17 protein-coding genes and 1 pseudogene are annotated in these 19,722 nt (G+C 66.7%); 7 read left to right on the top strand and 11 right to left on the bottom strand.

Features of this window, described 5'->3' with window-relative positions; genetic code table 11:
- Positions 1-60 precede the first annotated feature (60 nt).
- Complete coding sequence (locus ABIB25_RS06780; RefSeq protein WP_354527670.1) at positions 61-783, top strand: 6-phosphogluconolactonase; 723 nt, start codon at positions 61-63, stop codon at positions 781-783.
- 4 nt (positions 784-787) lie between these two features.
- Positions 788-1,945, top strand: coding sequence for an N-acetylglucosamine-6-phosphate deacetylase (locus ABIB25_RS06775; RefSeq protein ID WP_354527669.1), 1,158 nt, complete (start codon positions 788-790; stop codon positions 1,943-1,945).
- Here the strand turns inward: ABIB25_RS06775 and ABIB25_RS06770 are convergent.
- The 4 genes from ABIB25_RS06770 to ABIB25_RS06755 form a co-directional block, all read right to left on the bottom strand.
- Complete coding sequence (locus tag ABIB25_RS06770; protein WP_354527668.1) at positions 1,938-2,636, bottom strand: gamma-glutamyl-gamma-aminobutyrate hydrolase family protein; 699 nt, start codon at positions 2,634-2,636, stop codon at positions 1,938-1,940. The two genes, ABIB25_RS06775 and ABIB25_RS06770, sit on opposite strands and share 8 nt — an antisense overlap.
- Before the next feature lie 78 nt (positions 2,637-2,714).
- Positions 2,715-3,485, bottom strand: coding sequence for a 3-oxoacyl-ACP reductase (locus ABIB25_RS06765; protein WP_354527667.1), 771 nt, complete (start codon positions 3,483-3,485; stop codon positions 2,715-2,717).
- A 95-nt stretch (positions 3,486-3,580) separates the two neighbouring features.
- Positions 3,581-4,987: an aldehyde dehydrogenase family protein gene (locus tag ABIB25_RS06760; RefSeq protein WP_354527666.1), complete on the bottom strand. Its 1,407-nt coding sequence runs from the start codon at positions 4,985-4,987 to the stop codon at positions 3,581-3,583.
- 7 nt (positions 4,988-4,994) lie between these two features.
- Positions 4,995-6,368 carry a glutamine synthetase family protein gene (locus ABIB25_RS06755; protein WP_354527665.1) on the bottom strand — a complete coding sequence of 458 codons (1,374 nt, stop codon included), beginning with the start codon at positions 6,366-6,368 and terminating at the stop codon, positions 4,995-4,997.
- 362 nt (positions 6,369-6,730) lie between these two features.
- Here ABIB25_RS06755 and ABIB25_RS06750 point away from each other — a divergent pair, with 362 nt between their 5' ends.
- Complete coding sequence (locus ABIB25_RS06750) at positions 6,731-7,192, top strand: hypothetical protein (protein WP_354527664.1); 462 nt, start codon at positions 6,731-6,733, stop codon at positions 7,190-7,192.
- An 81-nt stretch (positions 7,193-7,273) separates the two neighbouring features.
- On the opposite strand, the gene ABIB25_RS06745 is transcribed toward ABIB25_RS06750, so the two are convergent.
- Positions 7,274-8,851: an amino acid permease gene (locus ABIB25_RS06745; protein WP_354527663.1), complete on the bottom strand. Its 1,578-nt coding sequence runs from the start codon at positions 8,849-8,851 to the stop codon at positions 7,274-7,276.
- Positions 8,848-9,831 (bottom strand): phosphotransferase, encoded by a 984-nt coding sequence (locus ABIB25_RS06740; RefSeq protein ID WP_354527662.1) that lies wholly within the window; start codon positions 9,829-9,831, stop codon positions 8,848-8,850. Before ABIB25_RS06740 ends, ABIB25_RS06745 begins: the two co-directional genes overlap by 4 nt.
- 207 nt (positions 9,832-10,038) lie before the next feature.
- Between ABIB25_RS06740 and ABIB25_RS06735 the strand changes: the two genes are divergently transcribed.
- On the top strand, positions 10,039-12,504 hold the full coding sequence (locus ABIB25_RS06735; RefSeq protein WP_354527661.1) for a GcvT family protein: 2,466 nt from the start codon (positions 10,039-10,041) through the stop codon (positions 12,502-12,504).
- 55 nt (positions 12,505-12,559) lie between these two features.
- Here ABIB25_RS06735 and ABIB25_RS06730 read toward each other — a convergent pair whose 3' ends face one another.
- Together ABIB25_RS06730 and ABIB25_RS06725 are read right to left on the bottom strand one after the other, a co-directional pair.
- The gene (locus ABIB25_RS06730) at positions 12,560-13,957 is read right to left on the bottom strand and encodes an HNH endonuclease (RefSeq protein WP_354527660.1); all 1,398 of its coding nucleotides are present in this window, start codon (positions 13,955-13,957) and stop codon (positions 12,560-12,562) included.
- Between the two features lie 78 nt (positions 13,958-14,035).
- Positions 14,036-14,419: a hypothetical protein gene (locus tag ABIB25_RS06725; protein WP_354527659.1), complete on the bottom strand. Its 384-nt coding sequence runs from the start codon at positions 14,417-14,419 to the stop codon at positions 14,036-14,038.
- Between the two features lie 393 nt (positions 14,420-14,812).
- Here ABIB25_RS06725 and ABIB25_RS06720 point away from each other — a divergent pair, with 393 nt between their 5' ends.
- Together ABIB25_RS06720 and ABIB25_RS06715 are read left to right on the top strand one after the other, a co-directional pair.
- Entirely contained in the window at positions 14,813-16,060 is a 1,248-nt protein-coding gene (locus ABIB25_RS06720) for a hypothetical protein (RefSeq protein WP_354527658.1), read from the top strand.
- Positions 16,061-16,458: 398 nt separating this feature from the next.
- A complete protein-coding gene (locus ABIB25_RS06715; protein WP_354527657.1) occupies positions 16,459-16,788 on the top strand; it encodes a DUF3263 domain-containing protein in 330 nt (109 codons plus the stop codon).
- 153 nt (positions 16,789-16,941) lie between these two features.
- Here the strand turns inward: ABIB25_RS06715 and ABIB25_RS06710 are convergent, their stop codons facing one another.
- On the bottom strand, positions 16,942-17,895 hold the full coding sequence (locus ABIB25_RS06710) for a CDP-alcohol phosphatidyltransferase family protein (protein ID WP_354527656.1): 954 nt from the start codon (positions 17,893-17,895) through the stop codon (positions 16,942-16,944).
- Positions 17,895-18,644 carry a phosphatidylserine decarboxylase gene (locus ABIB25_RS06705; protein ID WP_354527655.1) on the bottom strand — a complete coding sequence of 250 codons (750 nt, stop codon included), beginning with the start codon at positions 18,642-18,644 and terminating at the stop codon, positions 17,895-17,897. Before ABIB25_RS06705 ends, ABIB25_RS06710 begins: the two co-directional genes overlap by 1 nt.
- Before the next feature lie 171 nt (positions 18,645-18,815).
- Here ABIB25_RS06705 and ABIB25_RS06700 point away from each other — a divergent pair.
- Positions 18,816-18,908: pseudogene (locus tag ABIB25_RS06700) on the top strand (SAM-dependent methyltransferase); the annotation flags it as partial.
- 177 nt (positions 18,909-19,085) lie between these two features.
- Here the strand turns inward: ABIB25_RS06700 and ABIB25_RS06695 are convergent.
- A complete protein-coding gene (locus ABIB25_RS06695) occupies positions 19,086-19,661 on the bottom strand; it encodes a TerD family protein (RefSeq protein WP_354527654.1) in 576 nt (191 codons plus the stop codon).
- Between the last annotated feature and the right edge of the window lie 61 nt (positions 19,662-19,722).

The following is a 19,722-nucleotide window of genomic DNA, read 5'->3' as shown; positions in this document are numbered from 1 at the left end:
CCGGACACCGGGGTGCGGGATGGCAATGCCTCGAACGCTCGAGAATCGAGATGTGGAGACGTGGCAGGAGCTTTCGTGGTGGATCGGTTGCAGGTCACGGTCGCGCGCAGTGCGCAGGAGGCCGGCCGGCTCGCGGCTCTGGAGATCGCTGACCACCTGCGCCGGCTGACGCACACCGTCGAGACCGTGCGGGTGGTCTTCGCGGCCGCGCCTTCCCAGTCGGCGATGCTGGCCGTGCTTGTCGATGCACCCGGCATCGACTGGTCCAGGGTGCAGGCCCACCAGATGGACGAGTACCTGGGGCTGTCTGTCGACGCCCCCCAATGCTTCGGAAATTGGTTGCGGCGCAGCCTCTTCGATCTTCTCCCGTTGACGTTCCACCCACTGGTGAGCGCCGACGGGTACCTGGATCCGGCACCGGTGGATCTGGTGTGCCTCGGGATCGGGGAGAACGGTCACCTGGCCTTCAACGATCCGCCGACGGCCCGGTTCGACGATGACAAGGATCTGCGCGTGGTGGATCTCGACCTCACCAGCCGGGTCCAGCAGGTGAACGACGGATTGTTCGCGGCGGTCCAGGACGTCCCCACCCAGGCACTGACCCTGACGATCCCGCGGCTGATGCGGAGCCACCGAGTCGTCGGGGTCGCCTGTGGACCGAGGAAAACCGTTGCGGTACAGCGCACATTGACCGGACCGGTCGATGCCTCGTGCCCGGCCACCGCCCTGCGTCTGCACGAGAATGCCTCGCTCTACACCGATCTCGCCGCCTACCCCGCATGACTTGATGCCGGCTGACGTGATGACCGTGCAGGGAAGATCGACCCGCACCGGGGCGCCGATGACGGTGATGGTGAAGGACGGCACCGTCGAGTCGGTCGATCACGGTGCCGGCGATGCAGCCCCCGACATCTGGCTGGCCCCTGGGTTTGTCGACCTCCAGGTCAACGGCTACGGCGGGTTCGACTTCAACCGTGGGGAGGCAGAGCAGGTGTCGCGGGCGGTGTCGGCACTGGTCGGGCGGGGGACGACAGCCGTGGTGCCGACCGTCATCACCGGGTCTGCGGGCGAGATGCAGGACCGGCTGGCGGCCGTCATACGGGCGGTACGGATCGACCCGCCCACCGCCGCCGCCGTCCCGGCGTTGCACATCGAAGGCCCGTTCCTCTCCCCGGTCGATGGTGCCCGCGGTGCCCACGACATCGACCACATTCGCCCGCCTGATATCGATGAACTGATTGCTTGGCAACGGATCTGCGCCCCACTTCCGCTTCTGGTGACGATCGCTCCCGAATGGCCCGGTGCGCCCGACTTCATCCGCCAGGCGGTCGCTCTGGGTGTCACCATCTCATTGGGGCACAGTGTCGCGGACCCTGGACAGATCGCTGCCGCGATCGGAGGCGGTGCGAGCCTCTCGACCCATCTCGGCAATGGCGCTCCGCTGATGCTGCCCCGTCATCCGAACCTGATCTGGGCGCAGCTCGCGGCACCGGAGCTGACCGCCGGTTTGATCGCCGACGGATTCCACCTCGACGGGGACACGCTCCGCGCGATGATCCGGGCCAAGGGACGCTCCGGGTCGTTCCTGGTCAGCGACGCGGTGGCGCTGGCCGGTCAGCCACCCGGGCTCTACCGGACCCCGGTCGGCGGCGAGGTGGAACTGGATCCGGAGGGCCGCCTGCGGGTGGCGGGTCAGCAGTACCTGGCCGGAGCTGCAGTCGATCTCGCCGCTGGCGTAGCCAGACTTCCGGGTCTCACCGGACTCTCGCTCCGTCGGGCCGTGACGATGGCGACCGCGGTACCGGGCCGGATTCTCGCCCTCGCCGCAGCGGCGGGTCGTGGCCGGCAGCCGAAGATCGGCAGGCCCGTCGATCTCGTGCGTTTCCGTTGGGCGCCTGGCGACACGGACCTGCAGATCCTGGACGTACTCGTCCCGGTCAGCTAGCGGCCTGGACCAACGCCTCGAACAGACGCATGTCGGTACCTGTCTCCGGATGCCATTGCACCGCAAGCACAAACCGTTCGCCGGGGGCCTCCATGGACTCCGGGATCCCGTCGGAGGCCCTGGCGCCGAAGGAGAATCCGGGCGCCGCCGCGACGGACTGGTGGTGGTGGCACGGCACGGTCAGGTTCTCCCCGAGAATGCCCGCCAGTCGGGAGTCGGCCACGGTGGTGACGTCGACCGGGCCGTAGAGCCCGGGACCGAGGGAGTGCTTGTCGTCGCCGATCAGGTCGGGGACGTGCTGATCCAGCCGCCCCCCTGCCCGCGACGCCATCAACTGCATGCCTCGGCAGATACCGAGCACCGGCCGGCCGAGGTCGTCGGCGGCGTCCAGCAGGGCATATTCCGAGACGTCCCGGTCGTCGCGCCAGCCGGCGGTGTGCTCACCGGGGTTCTCGCCGTAGCGGGCTGGATTGACGTCAGCGCCGCCGGCGATGACGAGCCCGTCGAGCCGGCCGACGAGCTTCGATGCGTCGTCCCCGGGGCCGAGCGGCGGCAGCACTACCGGGGTGCCACCACCGGCCCGGACCGCGTCGACGTACCGGGCCGGCAGCAAAACGGCAGGTACAGAGGTCCACTGCCCCCAGCTGGCCGGCTCGCGGTACATGCTGATGCCGATGATCGGACCCGTCATGGCCGAACTCCTCGTGAAGTAGAGCGTTGCGTCCTGCAAAGTGCTCGCTATAGCGAGCACACTGCAGGACGCTACCGGTCAGTCCAGCGGGGTGACGTAGGCGCCGGAGATGCCGCCGTCGACCAGGAACTGCGACGCGGTGATGAAGCTGGACTCGTCGGAGGCCAGGAACAGCACGGCGTTGGCGATCTCGTCCGGTTCGCCGAACCGGCCCATCGGGATGTGCACGAGTCGCCGCGCTGCCCGCTCCGGGTCCTTGGCGAACAGCTCCTGCAGCATCGGTGTGTTGACCGGCCCGGGGCACAACGCGTTGACCCGAATGCCCTTGCGGGCGAACTGGACTCCGAGCTCGCGGCTCATCGAGAGCACCCCGCCCTTGGAGGCGGTGTAGGAGATCTGGCTCGTCGCGGCTCCGAGCACGGCGACGAACGATGCGGTGTTGATGATCGAGCCCTTGCCCTGCTCGATCATGTACGGCAGGGCCGCCTTGCAGCAGAGGTACACGCTGGTCAGGTTGACCTCCTGGACCTTGCGCCAGGCAGCGAGGTCGGTGGTCAGGATGGAATCGTCCTCCGGCGGCGAGATACCGGCGTTGTTGAAGGCGACGTCGACGCTGCCGTAGGTGTTCTTGGCGAGCGCGAAGAGGGCGTCGACATTGTCGGGATCGGTGACGTCGGTGCGCAGGTAGCTGCCGTCGAGTTCGTCGGCGATGCTTGGCCCGCGGACGTCGTCGATGTCACCGATGACGACCTTCGCGCCCTCGGCCGAGAACTTCCTGGCAGTGGCCAGACCGAGCCCGGAGCAACCTCCGGTGATGACGGCGACCTTGCCGGCGAGACGACCAGACATGAGTGGTGACCTTTCTTGGATAAGTGACGCAAGGAGACTGCAACGTCCTGCACAGCGATCGCTATAGCGAGCGCGTTGCAGGACGCAACGGGGGGTCAGGTGGCAATGAAGACGTTCTTGACCTCGGAGAAGGCGGCCGGTGCGTCCGGGCCGAGCTCGCGGCCCAGGCCGGACTGCTTGTAGCCGCCGAACGGGGTCCAGTAGCGGACCGAGGAGTGGGAGTTGACCGAGAGATTGCCCGCCTCCACACCACGGGCGACCCGGAGCGCACGGCCCACGTCCGAGGTGAAAAGGGATCCGGACAAACCGAAGTCGCTGTCGTTGGCCATCCAGATGGCCTCGGCCTCGTCGTCGAAGGGCAGCACGGCGACCACCGGGCCGAACACCTCCTCACGCCAGATCCGGTCCGACGCCGACGCCGGGATCACCACGGTGGGCGGGTACCAGAAGCCCTGCTGCAGTTCGGATCCGACGGGAACGCTGCCGGTGAAGGCGATGTCGGTGCCCTCCACGTAGGCCGCGACCGAGGCCAGCTGTCCGGCGGTGATGAGCGGACCCATCTCGGCGTCCGGATCGGAAGGCTGCCGGACGCGGAAGCCTTTGACAGCCGGCTCCAGGAGTCCGAGGAATCTCTCGTATACGCTGCGCTGCACCAGGATCCGGGACCGCGCGCAGCAGTCCTGGCCGGCGTTGTCGAACACTGCGCCGGGTGCTGCTGCGGCGGCCACTTCCAGATCAGCATCTTCGAAGATGATGTTCGCGCTCTTCCCGCCGAGCTCCAAGGTCACCGCCTTGACCTGATCTGCCGCTCCCCGCATGACGCCCTTGCCGACGTCGGTCGAACCGGTGAAGCAGACCTTGCGGACCAGCGGGTGGGTGACGAACCGCTCGCCGACCACGGATCCCTTGCCAGGTACGACGGTGAAGACCCCCTCGGGCAGACCGGCTTCCAGGGCCAGTTCGGCCAGCCGGATCGCCGTCAGGGGAGTGACTTCGGCGGGTTTGAGCACCACGGTGTTGCCGGCGGCCAGAGCTGGCCCGAACCCCCAGCCGGCGATCGGCATCGGGAAGTTCCACGGCACGATGATGCCGACGACGCCCAGTGGTTCGAGGAAGGTGATGTCCACACCGCCGGCCACCGGGATCTGCCGGCCGAACATCCGCTCGGGCGCGGCCGAGTAGTAGTTCAGGACGTCGCGGACGTTGCCGGCCTCCCAGGTGGCATTGCCGATCGTGTGACCGGAGTTCCGCACCTCCAACTCGGCAAGCTCGACCAGGTGCTCGTCGACCACCGACGCGAACCGGCGGAGCAGCCGGGCCCGATCGCCGGGCGAGACGGCCCGCCAGGCAGGGAAGGCCGCGTGCGCCCGTTCGATGGCGCGGTCGGTCTCCTCGATCGAGGCGCGAGGCAGGGTGGTCAGTTCCGCAGCCGTCGTCGGGTCGATCAGGGTGGTGGTGCCACCCTCGCCCGTCAGGATCCCGCGGTAGTCCAAGCTCGACACTGTCTTCTCAGAACCTTTCGAATCCGCGACGCAGTTCCCAGTCGGTGATGGCCGATTCGAAAGCGGTCAACTCGGTGTCCGCAGCGTGCACGTAATGGTCCACCACGGCGTCGCCGAATGCCGCACGGGCCACCGTGGAGGCATCGAACAGGTCCCGAGCGGCGCGGAGGTTGGTCGGCACGGTCGGCTTCCCGGACGTGTAGGCGTTGCCCACCATGGCGTCCTCGAGCGGGAGCTCGTTCTCCACCCCGTACATCCCGCCCGCCATCATCGCCGCGATCGCCAGGTAGGGGTTGACATCCCCACCGGGGAGCCGGTTCTCGAGTCGCGCCGAGTTGCCGTGGCCGACCAGGCGGATGGAGCAGGTCCGGTTGTCCTGACCCCAGGCGACGGTGGTCGGCGCGAACGAGCCCTCGGCGAACCGCTTGTAGGAGTTGATGTTCGGCGCGTAGAGCAGGGTGAATTCCCGCATGGTGGCCAGGATCCCGGCGATGAAGTGGTCGTAGAGCGGCGTCCGCTCGTTCTCGGCGGAGTCCCAGAAGACGAGTCCGCCGTCCAGAGCGCGCAGGGACAGGTGGATGTGGCAGGAGTTGCCCTCCCGCTGGTTGAACTTCGCCATGAAAGTGAGCGACCGCCCGTGTTGTTCGGCGATCTCCTTGGCGGTGTTCTTGTAGACCGCGTGGTTGTCCGCAGAGGTCAGTACCTCCTCGAAGCGGAAGGCGATCTCGTGCTGACCGAGGTTGCACTCACCCTTGGCCGACTCGACCGTCAGCCCGGCGGCGTACATGGTGTTCCGGATGTCTCGGAGCAACGGCTCGATGCGGGTGGTGCCCAGGATCGAGTAGTCGATGTTGTACTGGTTCGCCGGTGTCAGGTTCTTGTAGTCGGCGTCCCAGGCCTCCTCGTAGGTGTCGTTGAAGACGATGAACTCGAGTTCGGTGCCGGCGAACGCGGTGAAGCCGGCGGCCGCGGCACGGGCCTGCTGGGCCTTCAGGATCGATCGGGGCGACTGCGCCACCAGTTCGCCGTCCAGCCAGGTCAGGTCGGCCTGGACCATCACCGAACCCGGCAGATGGGGCAGCAGCCGGATGGTGTCGAGGTCGAGGGCGAAGACCATGTCTCCGTAGCCCTTCTCCCATGACGACATCTCGTACCCCGCCACGGTATTCATGTCGACGTCGACCGAGAGCAGGTAGTTGCAGCCCTCGGTGCCGTGATCGAGTACCTCGTCCACGAAGTACGGTGCGTGCAGCCGCTTGCCCTGCAGCCGGCCCTGCATGTCGGTGAAGGCAACGACCACCGTGTCGATCTCGTCGCCGGCGATCAGCTCCTTCAGCGTCCCGACGCTCAACAATCGCGGATTCCTGGGGTGCTCGCTCATGTGTGACGCCCTTCGTGGGGCCGAGAATCCCGGCAGGCTGGACCGCTGGTGGCCCGGGCAGTTCCGGAACGCCGCTGGACAGCCTACAAAAGGCGCAGGTGTCCGTCACGGGCCAGGGTGGACAACTCAGGTCGGTAGATCCCGTGCCCTGTCGGCGTTACTGCGCCGGGCCGCTGCCGGCAGCGGCTGACGCGTCTCGGAATGTGGCGAGGCCCTCCAACGGAGCTGGCCGTCATCATGGCCGCAGGGTATCAGGAGGCTGCCTGTCGGTTCCTCCACTCAGTCCCGTTGAACATCGCCGACCGGTCGCTGACGGTCGAACGGTCAGCGTGATTCATCGCCCCACTGCCCCAGGAGGAATCATGACCACCACGCTCGAATCCACCCCCACCGCATCAACCCACGTTGCGTCGTCCAGCACGTCCGGACTGTCGGCTGACGTCGCGTCGATCGCTGCGGGTCTGCGCATGCATCGCTCGCTGATGGCGATGTCGAAGCGAGACCCCGAGACATACGCCGCATTGATGGAGATCACCAACAGCCGTGCAGTTTTTCCGTTGCTGGATCGACTGGACGATGACAAAGCATTGCGGGTCGAAGCCACTCGTGATCCGGTCGGCTTCTTCGACGCTCATGGCATCGATGTCCCCCCGGGCGTCCGCCTCGTTTTCACTGCCGACGAGGTCAGGAACGCGCCGGGCAGGACAGCCAAGGCGACCAAGGGCGATCAGCGCAAGTGGTTCGTCGGCGTACAGGATTCGGGCGGCCTGAGCTGGGGCTACGAAGGTGGCCCCGCCGGACGCGGACTCGTCTGCGGTCGCTGACCTCGAGGACGGCGACAGCCGGGTGCCGGGAGGGGAAGAATCCTCCTGCACCCGGCGGTGTCGGATCAGGTGAAGACCTGGTCAGACCTTCGTCAGATCGGTCGTGCCGATCTGGTTGATCGGGCCGGTGAACCACTTCTTGACCGACACGTGCCAGAAGATCCAGAGCAGGATCAGCACCCCACCGACGAGAAGTGGGGTGTAGTTCACGAACTTCCAGGCGAAACTGGGATCCCACGGCATACCACCGGGAGAAGTCGGAAACAGGGCGATGATCGAGGTGACAACGATCTCGATCAGGGCGATCGGGGCCAGGTACCTGTAGTGCCGCCCCAGGTTCCAGCTCCCGACCTTGAACGAATCCCCAGCCCGCCAGCGATAGTAGATCGGGATGGCGAAGGCGAGGTAGAGCCCGACGACCCCGATGCTGACCACGGCAAAGAAGGCGACCGGGACCGGTGCACCGTTGATGTCGACCGGAACGAGGGCCGGAAGGGTGATGATGGCGGCGACGACGGCGGACACGATGACGCCCTTGGCCGGCACCTTCTTGCTGGAGAGCGAGGACCACTGCCTTGCCGCGGGGACGGCGCGGTCGCGACTGAACGCGAAGAGCATCCGGGAGCAGCTCGTCAGGCAGGCCACGGCGCAGAAGAACTGGCCGGCAGTAGAGATGAGGAGAACCGTCCCACCCCACCCGGCCGACATCGCCTGGGCGAAGATCGACTGGACAGCTCCGCCCGCCGCAGAGACCTTGTCGGAATCCTGGACCGCAAACAGGAAGGCCAACAACAGGATCCAGCCGCCGATCGCCGAATAGAAGATCGATCGCCAGATGCCCTTTGCGGCTGCGCCGGCTGCGCTCTTGGTCTCCTCCGACAGGTGTGCGGAGGCGTCATATCCGGTGATTGTGTACTGAGTCAGGATCGCCGAGATGGGCAGCACGAAGAACAACCACGCGATGCCATGAGTACTGCCCGAGAAAATTCCGCTGTTGTTGATGACCTTGCCGAAGACATCACCAATGCTGGCGTGGTGCTTGGGTACGATGACCAAGATCAGGACCACTGCTGCCGCACCTGCGACGTGCCACCAGACAGAGATGTTGTTCAGGACCGCCAACAGGTGGCTGGAGAAGATGTTGATGACCACCGCGATGACGAGAATGGCGACAAAATAGAGAAAGATCCGCCCAAGCTGACCCGATGTATAGCTGGAGTCGGTGCCATCCGCGCTCGTCGTGAAGAATCCGATGGTCGAGTCCAGGAAGGTGGCGCACCCGTAGGCGACCGAGGCGACGATGGCGATCAATCCGATCAGGTTCAACCAACCCGTGTAGTAGCCGGCTCGGACTCCGCCCAGTTTGCTTGCCCACCAGTAGATCCCGCCTGACGTCGGGTATGCCGACACCAACTCGGACATGCAGACGCCGATGATCAGGATGAAGGCCGAGACGATCGGCCAGCCCCAGGCGATGGCCGCCGGCCCGCCGTTGTTCCAGCCGAGTCCGAAGGAGGTGAAGCAGCCCGCCAGGATCGATATGATCGAGAACGAGATCGCGAAATTGGAGAAGCCGGACCAGGAACGGTTCAGCTCCTGGGTGTAGCCGAGTTCCGCGAGATGTTTCTCGTCGTCACTCAGTTCGGGGGTGGCAGTCACAGCTTGTTCTCCTTCGGGACGGTGGGTGCAGACAAACGGGATCGGTCGGCCGGGGAGCAGTGAGCCGCGGCAAGCAGTTCGGCGAAATCGGGTGAGTCGAACGTGATGACGGCACGACGGTACTTCTCCATCGCCCACTCCCAGAAGTCGAAGTCGAGTTCGCTGACGGCGTGCTGGATGACGCCCCAGAGGGTCCATCCGTACTGCGAGACCAGCGCTTGGAGACGACATCTGGCGATCAGGGACTCGTCGTGACCGCCGAAGTAGGCGTCGACGAGCAGATCGAGGTGTTCGTCAGGCAGGTTGGACTCGCTCCAGATGTTGCCCAATTCGAAGCTCGGATCGTTGTTGCCGGAGTATTCGTAGTCGATCAGCGCAACGGTGCCTTGGTTCTCGATGAAGTTGGCCGCCAGCAGGTCGTTGTGGCACGGCACACGGGCGGAACGGTCCATGGAGAGCACCCTACGGAGCCGTGTCCAGTGCGCCGTGAATTCGAGATAGCGATCAGGTAACCGAAACTTGCGATCGAGGGCGGTTCGCAGGTAGCGGTCGGCGATCTCGAACATGTCGAAATCGGAGACGAACGGCGCTCCGGCGTGCAGCCGGTGGCAGGCCGCCGCGATCGCGCGCAGCGTTTCAGGTTCTTCCAGGTCGGCCGGCTGGAGCGTGCGGCCGGGCAGCCACTCGATCAGCAGCACGCCGGCCTCGGGGACGAAATCGACGACCTGGGGTGCGACCCCGGATGCCGCGGCCGCCAGCGAGTTCCGATACTCCGCATGTCGGTCGATGGCGAGCAGGTCGGCGCCGGGGCGGGACAGGCGAGCGACGAAGGTGCCCCGGCCCGTCGAGATCTTGAAGTTGGAATTGGTCAGCCCGCCCGGCAGGGTTTCGACGACCCGGTCGGTATCCCGCAAGGCCGGGACCATGTCGAGGCGCAGGTCGACAGCGAGCGCGAAAACGTCCGGGGAGGGAGCGATCACGACCCGAACACCTCCGTCAGATCTCCTGCACCCGGTCATCGCGAGCGAGGTCGTGGACGACGACGCCTGGCGATGGCGCGATGGTAGGGCAGTGGGGCCCGTACGGTCTAGACCGGGACGGTTCGGCCGCACTAGCGTGAGGTCCGTCGAGGTCCGACATTCCATCCGACATTCAGGGAGAGGCACCGCGTAGTGGCAGAGAATGTCGTGACGCAGGAGAAGGCGCTTCCCGCCCGGGCCCGGACTGTGATCATCGGCGGTGGCGTGGGTGGAGCGAGCATCGCCTACCACCTGGCGGAGCTGGGTGAGCGGGATGTCGTCCTGCTGGACCGCGGCGAGCTGACGAGTGGGTCCACCTTCCATTCCGCCGGCTTGGTCGGTCAGCTGCGGTCGGATCCGACGCTGACCCGGATGAACATGTACTCCGTCGAGCTCTACCGCACGCTGCAGCAGTCGGAATCGCCGCCCAGCTGGGTCGAGAGTGGCAGCATCCGGCTTGCCTCGAGCCCGGAACGGCTGGAAGAACTGCGCAGACAACTGGCCTGGGCCAGAGTGTTCGGACTGCCGATGGAGGAAATCAGCGCCACCGACGCCGAAGACCTCTTCCCGCTGATGACCACCGACGGTGTGCTGGGCGGGGTCTACCTACCGTCGGACGGTCAGATCGATCCGTCCCAGCTGTGCTACTCCCTCGCCGCCGGCGCCCGGAGGGGCGGTGTCACGATCGCCCAGCACACGCGGGTGCTGGGCATCGCCGTCGAACGCGGCCGAGTGGCTGGGGTGCGGACGGACCGCGGGGACATCGAGTGCGAGATCGTCGTCAACTGCGGCGGGATCTACGCGGCGGAGATCGGGCGCCTGGCCGGGATCCGGATCCCGGTCGTGCCGATGTCCCACCAATATGTGGTGACCGAACCGTTGGCCGGCAAACTGCTGACGCCGGAGAAGCCGTTGCCCAGCCTCCGCGACCCCGATTTGCTCGTCTACTACCGGCAGGAGGGACGGGGACTGCTGATGGGCGGCTACGAACGCCATGCCCTGCCGTTCACAGCCGACGCGAACCACTATGACGCCGTGCCAGCGGATTTCAACGCGAAACTCCTACCCGACGACTGGGATCGGTTCGGCGAGATCGCGGAGAATTCCGCGGTCCGCGTACCGGCCATGGCTGACGCGCGGATCCGGCGTCTGATCAACGGTCCGGAGGCCTTCACCCCGGACAACGAGTTCTGCCTCGGCCAGACCGAGGTGGACGGATTCTTCGTATCCGCCGGATTCTGCGCCCACGGGATTGCCGGAGCCGGGGGCGTCGGCCGCTTGATGGCGCAGTGGATCGTGGATGGTGAGCCGGCCATGGAGGTCGCGCACATGGACATCAACCGGTTCGGACACCAGTACTCCTCGCCGTCGTTCACCCTGAAGCGTGTGCTGGAGAACTACCAGACCTACTACGACATCAGATATCCCGGTGACGAACGGTCGGCGGGACGTCCGTTGCGACGTTCGCCCGTCTACGCCTGGCACCAGCGTCAGGGTGCGGCCTTCGGTGAGAAGAGCGGCTGGGAGCGGGTGAACTTCTACCGCCCCAACGAGGCGGCGGGTGACGCCGGTGTGCGCCCGCAAGGCTGGGCGGGGCAGAATTTCTCGCCGGCCGTGGCGGCCGAGCATCGTGCGGCCCGGGAGTCGGTGGCGATGTTCGACGAGTCGTCCTTCGCAAAGTTGCACATCGCCGGGCCGGGGGCCGTGTCGTTCATGGAGTGGGTCTGCGACAACCGGGTCGCTCGTGGTCCCGGCCGGGTCACCTACACGCAACTGCTCAACACCCGCGGCGGCATCGAAGCCGACGTCACCGTCACCCAGGTGGACGCCGAGTCGTTCTGGTTGATCACCGGCACCGCGTTCGGTCCCCGGGATGGAGCCTGGTTGCGCCGGCAGGCACGTGCCGGTGATTTCGACGTCCGCATCACCGATATCACCGGTCAATACTCCTGTTTCGCGGTGTGGGGGCCGCGGTCACGAGAGTTGTTGACCGCCTTGACCCCGGTGGATCTGGGCCGGACGGCGTTTCCCTTCATGACCAGCCGCGAGTTGCCGGTCGGCGACATCCCGGTGAGGGCCCAGCGCGTCACGTTCGTCGGCGAGTTGGGCTGGGAGCTCTACGCGCCCGTCGAGTACGGAGCGGCCCTGTGGGAGCTGTTGTGGGAGGCCGGCGCCGCATTCGACCTGGTGGCCGGTGGCTACCGGGCAATCGAGAGCCTACGGCTCGAAAAGGCCTACCGCGTCTGGGGTTCGGACGTCACCAGCGAAACCGACCCGCTCAGTGCGGGCCTCGGATTCTGCGTCGCCTGGGACAAGGAATTTCTCGGCCGTGCCGCCCTTCTCACGCGGCGCGATGCCGGGCTCACTCGAAAGCTGTGCTGCCTCACGCTGGACGACCCCTCGATGGTGGTACTCGGCGGTGAACCCGTCCGGATCGAGGGTGAGTTGGTCGGACGGGTGACGTCGGGCGGGTACGGCTACACGGTGGGTAGATCCATTGCCTTCGCCTACCTGCCGGTGGCGCTCGCCGATCCGGGGCGATCGCTCGAGATCGATCTCTTCGGAGAATGGTCGCCCGGCCGCGTGGCCGATGACGTGCTCTACGACCCGTCAGGTGCGCGAATCCGTTCCTGAGCAACGAGTTTTGTCGGCGCTCGACCCATCGTGCACGCGTCAAAATCATGAACGGTCAAAAGGGAGGCGGGTCGTCCGGCGGTGTCGGTGCAGTCGGGCCTGACGCATCGAAGTCCGTCGGATGCGACTCCAGCGGACGTGGTTCGACGAACCGGTACGGCGGTTTGGTCCGGCTGCGGCCGAGGGGGCTGGTCCACGTCTTGGAGCGGTCCGGGTTGATGGTCAACGTCCACCCACCGCCGTCCTTGGAGCGATGATCGTGTTCGCATAGCGGCGAGAGATTAGGCTCCGCCGTCGGTCCGCCCCGCGAAAACGCTACTGCGTGGTCGATGTGACATCGCCAACCCGGCTGGGCGCAGCCGAAACCGCCGCACTCCTGGTCCCGGGAGATGACGTATCGCTTCAGACTGTCCGGAGGCTCGTACCGGGTGGTTCCGTAGTCCAGAAGCGTGCCGGAGAGCGGGTCGTAGACGATGCGCGTCCACACCCCTCGGGCCGCAATTCGCAGTCCCTGACCCGGTGAGATCGGACCGTACCCGACCAGTTCGCAGACGCCCGAAGATTCGGAACCCATTGATGCATTGGTTGTCTCGCCTGCTCGAGTACCTGGATCTTCGGTCTCGCAATTGCCTGAAGCGCCGGAACTCTGCTCGCGAGCCGCAGCCGCAGCCCGACCGGCACCGAACAGCAGGTCGCTGGGTACCAGCACGCCGACGTGCGGCTTCCGCCCGTGCTGGGTGGGCAGCAATGTCGTGCCGAAACCGCCGTGATCCAGTACCCCGTAGAAGATGTCGACGAAGACATCCACGCGCCGCTGACCGAGGGTTCGCTCGTCGCCGGGGCTCTTGGCAGCATCGGCGAGTCCGGTCAGCGCTTCCCACGCTGCGGCGATGTCCTCGATGGGGGCATGGATCTTCATCCAGCCCATACCGTCCACATCGCCCCACTTGCTGATCGTCCGCTGGACGCGGGCTTTTCGATGCCGAACGTCAGCACCTTCGGGATCGAGTCGGATCACCTCCCGACAGACCTGTCGCCGCACTGATTCTCGTGACCGGCCGGCGACGGTCGGCAGCACGATCTTCTCGATCCGGGCCAGCATCGTGACGTCCGTGACAACGGCCGTCGCACCTACCATCACGGCAGCGACCTCCTCGTCGATACGTCCGCTCCGCAATGCGGCGAGAGTGGCCGGCAGGCGGGTCGTGAGCGAGAAGGCAGTGGCAAGCAGTGATCCGGCAGTCGACTCGGTGACTCCCAGAGCCATCGCGACCTCGCTGCCGATGAACTCCTGCTGTGCCGGGTATTCGAGGGCCAGTTCCGCCGCGTCGGTATACTGCTCGCCCTGCAGTGCGTTGATCAGTCTCGACCGGGCCGCCATCGAATCGAGGCGCGTCTGTGCGCGAGCGCTCGCCACGCCTTCCGGGTCGCACTCCAGCAGCGGCTCGTCCATCGAACCGGGGCGTTCTTCGAGCAGTGCAAGCAGTTCGGAGCCCGGATCGGTCTCGGACAGGTGGGCGATGCGTCCGCGTCAATAGCCCTGATCGACGATCGACTCGTACCGCCAGACATCGGCCTCGTCGCCGAACCCACCATGACGACGGGCCGCCGCGAGATCGATCGGAGCCGGATCGACGTCGAAGCAACGCGAGCGCACTTCCTCCGAGCGTGTCGGCTGACCCGGCAGCACGATGCGCCCGGGACAGGCAGGGGTCAGGATGGTCCGTCCACCGGGTCGGCGCTTTGCCCGACCGACGCGTGCTGGACGGTCCGGACGGACAACGGCAGTCCGGGCCCGCTCCCGGACGGACCTACCGTCACCCGGCAGCAGAATCCGGACGGGGACACCAGCGGGCAGGCCAACGCGGTGCAGTAGCGCAACCCGCTCCCCGAATGCCACCATCCGCGTGATCATCTTCTTATTCTACCGTTCGAGTAGTACATTTGTCCAGTGTTTTAGCTGGGTGGCCGGCATGCGCTCTGGGCACGATAGTCGTTGATGTGCAGGCCTTTCGAGGTGTCGAGGGCGGACCACGGCTGCGCTCCGATCCAAGAATGCACCATCTCGACCCCGAACGCATCGAGAGGTGTATCGGCTGTCCGTACGTCCGTCGGGCCAGTGGTGTGAGGCCGCCCACGCCGCGGCAACGGCTTCCGTCCGTGTTCGTCCTGTTCGATAGTGCCGAGACCCGACGTCCAGGTATGCGTCACCACCCTGGTGGTGAGAAGACCTGTGTTGCAACGACATGCTGTAGCCACACATCACTGCGGCAACACCGAACGACTGAATTGAAGAGATCGCAACAGAATGCTCGATGAAAACCTCGACCCCATACGACACGATGAGCACGGCTTCACCAGCAAGCGCTTCGCGGACAAGTCCGCCAACAAGATCAGTGCGGCGAAGGCTGCTACCGGGTTGCCGGCAGCGGTCGAATCCGTGCCGAGCAGATCGCCGACCCGTCGGCGGCCTCGACTCGAACTGAGCCTGACCCAGATCCTGGGCAGCGCCGGCGCCGCCGTCACTGCCGCGTTCCTCGGCTCCCGCCTCGGCGTGGCCGGCACCCTGATCGGTGCTGCGCTGGCCTCGATCATCTCCGTGGTCGGCGGCGCGATCTATACCAGCTCGATCAAGGCGACCAGGCGTCGGATGGCGCAGGTCATCGTCGCTGTCCGCAACCCGGACGAGGATGCAGACACCGGCGCGGTCGCCAGGATGGCGCCGGCTCCTCCGCTGCTGACCCCCTCGCCTTTGACGGCGCCGCGGCACCACCCTTCGAACCGCACGATCCGTCGGAACGTCGATCGCGCCCCGGATCGACCGGGTCGCCCTGTCCTGCGTGGCATCGCGGTCGGGGCGGTGCTGAGCGCCGCAGTGTTTGCTGGCGCAGTCGTTGTCGTCACCGGATACGAGACGGTGAGCGGAACAGCCCTGTCCGGCGGTCAGGCCGGCGGATTGACGATCCTCGGTGGAACGAACCTCGACTCGGGATCTTCGGACTCGCGCATCTCGAACAAGTCCGACAGCACCAACTCCGTCAGCACGGGCGGAAAAGGCCCGACCACGACAGGCGGTTCCGAGCCCGCCACCACAGCCGCCGTCACGCCAGGGGCCGGCACCTCGACCTCGAAAGTGGCGGTCTCGGCCCCCACCTCAACCGCCGGTTCGACCACGGCATCGAACACGACGAGCGGATCGGTCTCGACGGCTCCGACCACCTCGCCGGTGACAAGTTCGCCGGTAGTCAGCCACCCGGCAACACCCACGGCCTCCACGGCACCGACCACCGATCCCACGGCACCGACCGCCGAGCCGGCTGCACCGACCGCCGACCCGGCTGCACCGACCGCCGCCCCGGCTGCGCCGACCGCCGCCCCGGCTGCGCCGACCACGAAGGCCGTCGAACCGACGTCGGCTGCCGGTTCGACGTCGCTGGGCGCGGCTGACCCCACCGTCACCGACGGGGCTGCTTCGTCGACAGGGAGCACGACGGGCCCGGGCTCCACGCAGACCACAACGCTCGTCGGACCGCGGGGAGCTGGAACCCCGCGGTAGTGCCATCCCTGCCGTGCGGACAGCTGGCCATCGGGCGACGGCAGTCCAAGTTGCTGCATCAGGCAAGCCGTGTCGCCGCGTCAGGCAAATCCGTCACCACACTAGGAAGCCTGACGATCGGGCCGGTTTCGCCACCTGCGTCATGATCGTCCGGGCCGGTCGTCAAGTCGGCGGCACGTGCTCGCACCTCAGGCCGAACCGGTCCGTCAGGACCGGGATCAGCCAGTGTGGGTCTACTGAGGCTGCTGGTGCCTCTGTGGCTGCTGTGACTTGAAGTGTGATCACTCGTGAGCTGACACGCCGGATGCGCTGGACCGGGGAACGCCGGGCGTGCCACCATAGGGCGGCAAATGACAACCGTGTGATTCCGGCCTGGCCGGTCGGTAACTGGAGGAACGATGGACAGCGCTGCCGCCCGACCCACCGGGAGTGAAGGCGACGCGGCCCACGGTTCGGCCTCCGGGCTGGGCGAGGCCCAAGGCCTGTCCCGGCGCGACCGTGACATCCTTGCCTTCGAGCGCCAGTGGTGGCAGTACGCCGGCCTGAAGGAACAGGCGATCAAGGAGATGTTCGATCTCTCCCCGACGCGCTACTACCAGGTCCTCAACAACGTCATCGACAACCCGGCGGCGTTGGCCGACGATCCGTTGCTGGTCCGCCGGCTCCGACGGCTGCGCTCGACCCGTCAGAAGACCCGCTCCGCCCGACGCCTCGGTTTCGACGCCTGAGCTCCACCGTCGCCTGACGCACTCGCCGCGCCGCCATCGCCGCCGCGCATACAGATGTACCCATTTTCGTTCCCTCACAGGGCTTTTCGTGCACATCTGTATGCGCAGGGCACTTCTGTATGCGCAACAGGGGCGAGCGGTGGCGGGGCGCGGTCAGGGGCGGCGGCGGCGGCCCTGAACGCGGCCACGCACCTGGTTCAACGCTCCGCGGCGACGTGCCGCGGGAAGGGGTGTGCCGTCAGGTCCGCGACCGGCGACGCGCCGACGCCGGGGCATCCGCACCGCCAGCCTGACGCTCCGGGTCGACGACCGCGAGAGGCGCTGCTTGGACGTGTCCATCCACAGCTCGGGGTGGCGCTTGAGGTACTGGAACTTCCAGCCCGCGTAGGGCAGGTGCAGCAGGTAGACGCCGAGCCCCATGGCCAGGATGATCTGCGGCTCGTAGAACTCCAGCGCGACGGCCAGGACGAGCAGGGCCAGCAACGGCACGATCAGACTCGGCGGGACCCGCACCGACTTCAGCGCGATCGTGGGCAGCCTTGACACCGCAAGTCCGGCGATCAGGACCAGCCACGCGGCCACCACCGGGCGGGTGCTCCAGAAACCGTCGTGGAAGCGGATCTGGAGCAGGAGCGGAACCGTCGCCAGCAATCCACCGGCCGGTGCCGGAATACCCGTGAAGAAGCCCTTCGCGTAGGGCTTGGGTTCGTCATCGTCCAGCAGCGAGTTGAACCGGGCCAGACGCAGGGCCATGCAGACGGCGAAGAGCAGGCAGAACGCCCACCCGTAGCCAACGGTCGAATTGCCACCTGCCACCGGGAGCACTTCGGCTCCACGAAACTTCCAGACGTAGACGACCAACGCCGGTGCGACCCCGAAGGACACCAGGTCCGACAACGAGTCCAACTCGGCGCCGATCCGGCTGGTGGAGTTGAGGAGTCGGGCGGCCGGGCCGTCGAGGGAATCCAGGATCGAGGCGATACCGATGGCCGCGATCGCAGCGAAGAACTGGCCGTTGAGCGCGAACGCCACACTGCTCAGGCCGGAGCACAGTGCCATGACGGTGATGGCGTTGGGCAGGAATCTGACCCCGGGAACAGTGGCCATCAGGAACTCCCCGGTGGGAGTCGCGCGAGCACCGTCTCACCGCCGATCGTCCTTTGCCCGAGCAGGATGTCGACGGTCGAACCCGCCGGCAGATACGTGTCGACCCTGGATCCGAAGCGGATCAGGCCGTAGGTGGCGCCGGCCAGGACCGGCGCGCCGACGCCGAGGTCGCACACGATGCGGCGCGCGATCAGCCCGGCGATCTGCGTGACGATGACCTGCTCGCCATGGGTCGACGAGATCACCAGAGAGTTCCGCTCGTTCACCTCGGACGCCTTGTCGAGGTCGGCCGACAGGAACTTGCCCGGCCGGTAGGCGGCCTTGGTGATGACGCCGCTCACCGGGATTCGCTGGACGTGCACGTCGAAGACGGACAGGAAGATCGACACCCGGGTCAGCGTCTGGTCACCGAGACCCAGTTCGGGTGGCGGGACGGCGTCCTCGATCAGCGAGATCAACCCGTCGGCCGGCGCCACCACGAGAGCGGTGTCGAGTGGCGTGACCCGCTTCGGTGCACGGAAGAAAAGTGCACTCGCAGCCGTTCCGGTCAGGCCGATGCGACCGACCGTCGAGCCGAACCTACGCAGCCCGACGGTCCGCAGGAGGAACCGGAGCCCGAGCGAGCCGGCCAGCGCGCCGAGCACGATCGGACGTCCACCAGGGTGGATCGGTGGGACCGAACTCCGGATCAGCTGGACCAGGTGCGAGCCGCCGGCGGACTCGCCTTGGGTCGAGGAACCGGACGCCATGGGTGAACTCGCCTGCGCTCTCTGCTTCGGCACGGCCGGGGTCGCCGGACCGTGCACGGGTGTTCAAGACAGGGACACGGTATCGGAGTTGCCTGTTGATCAGCCGGTTCACCCGCAGCAACGGCCGTGACGACCGACACGACCTCGACCTATGCCCCTGAAAATCCGCTGGTCGCGGGGTTCGAACTGGAAACCCGACACGCGGACTGGGAGGGGGCGGAGTTCACCGCGCAGTCCCGGTCGCACGTGTCGGTCTATCACCTTGCCGTCGTCCCAACAGGTCGGACGGCCCGGTGGGACCGCCCGACAGGTCGGACGGCCCGGTGGGACCGCCCGACAGGTCGGACGGCCCGGTGGGACCGCCCAACAGGTCGGACGGCCCGGTGGGACCGCCCAACAGGTCGGACGGCCCGGTGGGACCGCCCCGACCGAACGGCGACCTCAGACGGTGACGCCGAAGTCCTGGGCGATCCCGGACAGGCCCGAGGCGTAGCCCTGGCCGATGGCCCTGAACTTCCACTCCGCGCCGCTGCGATACAGCTCGCCGAACACCATCGCCGTCTCCGTCGAGGCGTCCTCGGACAGGTCGTAGCGGGCCAGTTCGACGCTGTCGGCCTGGTTGACGACCCGGATGTAGGCGTTGCGGACCTGCCCGAACGACAGACCCTTGGTGTCGGCCTCGTAGATGGACACGGCCACGGTGACCTTGTCGATCTCCGGCGGAACGGCCGCGACGTTCACCGTGATGACCTCGTCGTCGCCGGAGCCCTCACCGGTCAGGTTGTCGCCGCCGTGCTCGATCGATCCGTCAGGGGAGCGCTTGTTGTTGTAGAAGACGAAATGCTCGTTGGTGAGGACCTTTCCGTCTGCACCGAGGCCGATCGCGCTGGCGTCGAGATCGAAGCTGCCCCCGTCGGTGGTCCTGGCATCCCAGCCGAGTCCCAGGGTCACCACGGTGAGGCCGGGTGCCGCCTTGGTCAGCGAGACGTTGCCGCCTTTGGTGAGATTCACGCCCATCTTCTTCTGCCCTCTTCCATCGTTCGCGGTGCGGCGGGAGGTGCCGACCGGTCAGTTCAAC

Origin of the sequence: Nakamurella sp. UYEF19 (assembly GCF_040546275.1) — a bacterium.
Lineage (GTDB): Bacteria > Actinomycetota > Actinomycetes > Mycobacteriales > Nakamurellaceae > Nakamurella.
Note: the sequence above shows the minus strand (reverse complement) of the source record. Positions and strands in the feature narration are given on the sequence as shown.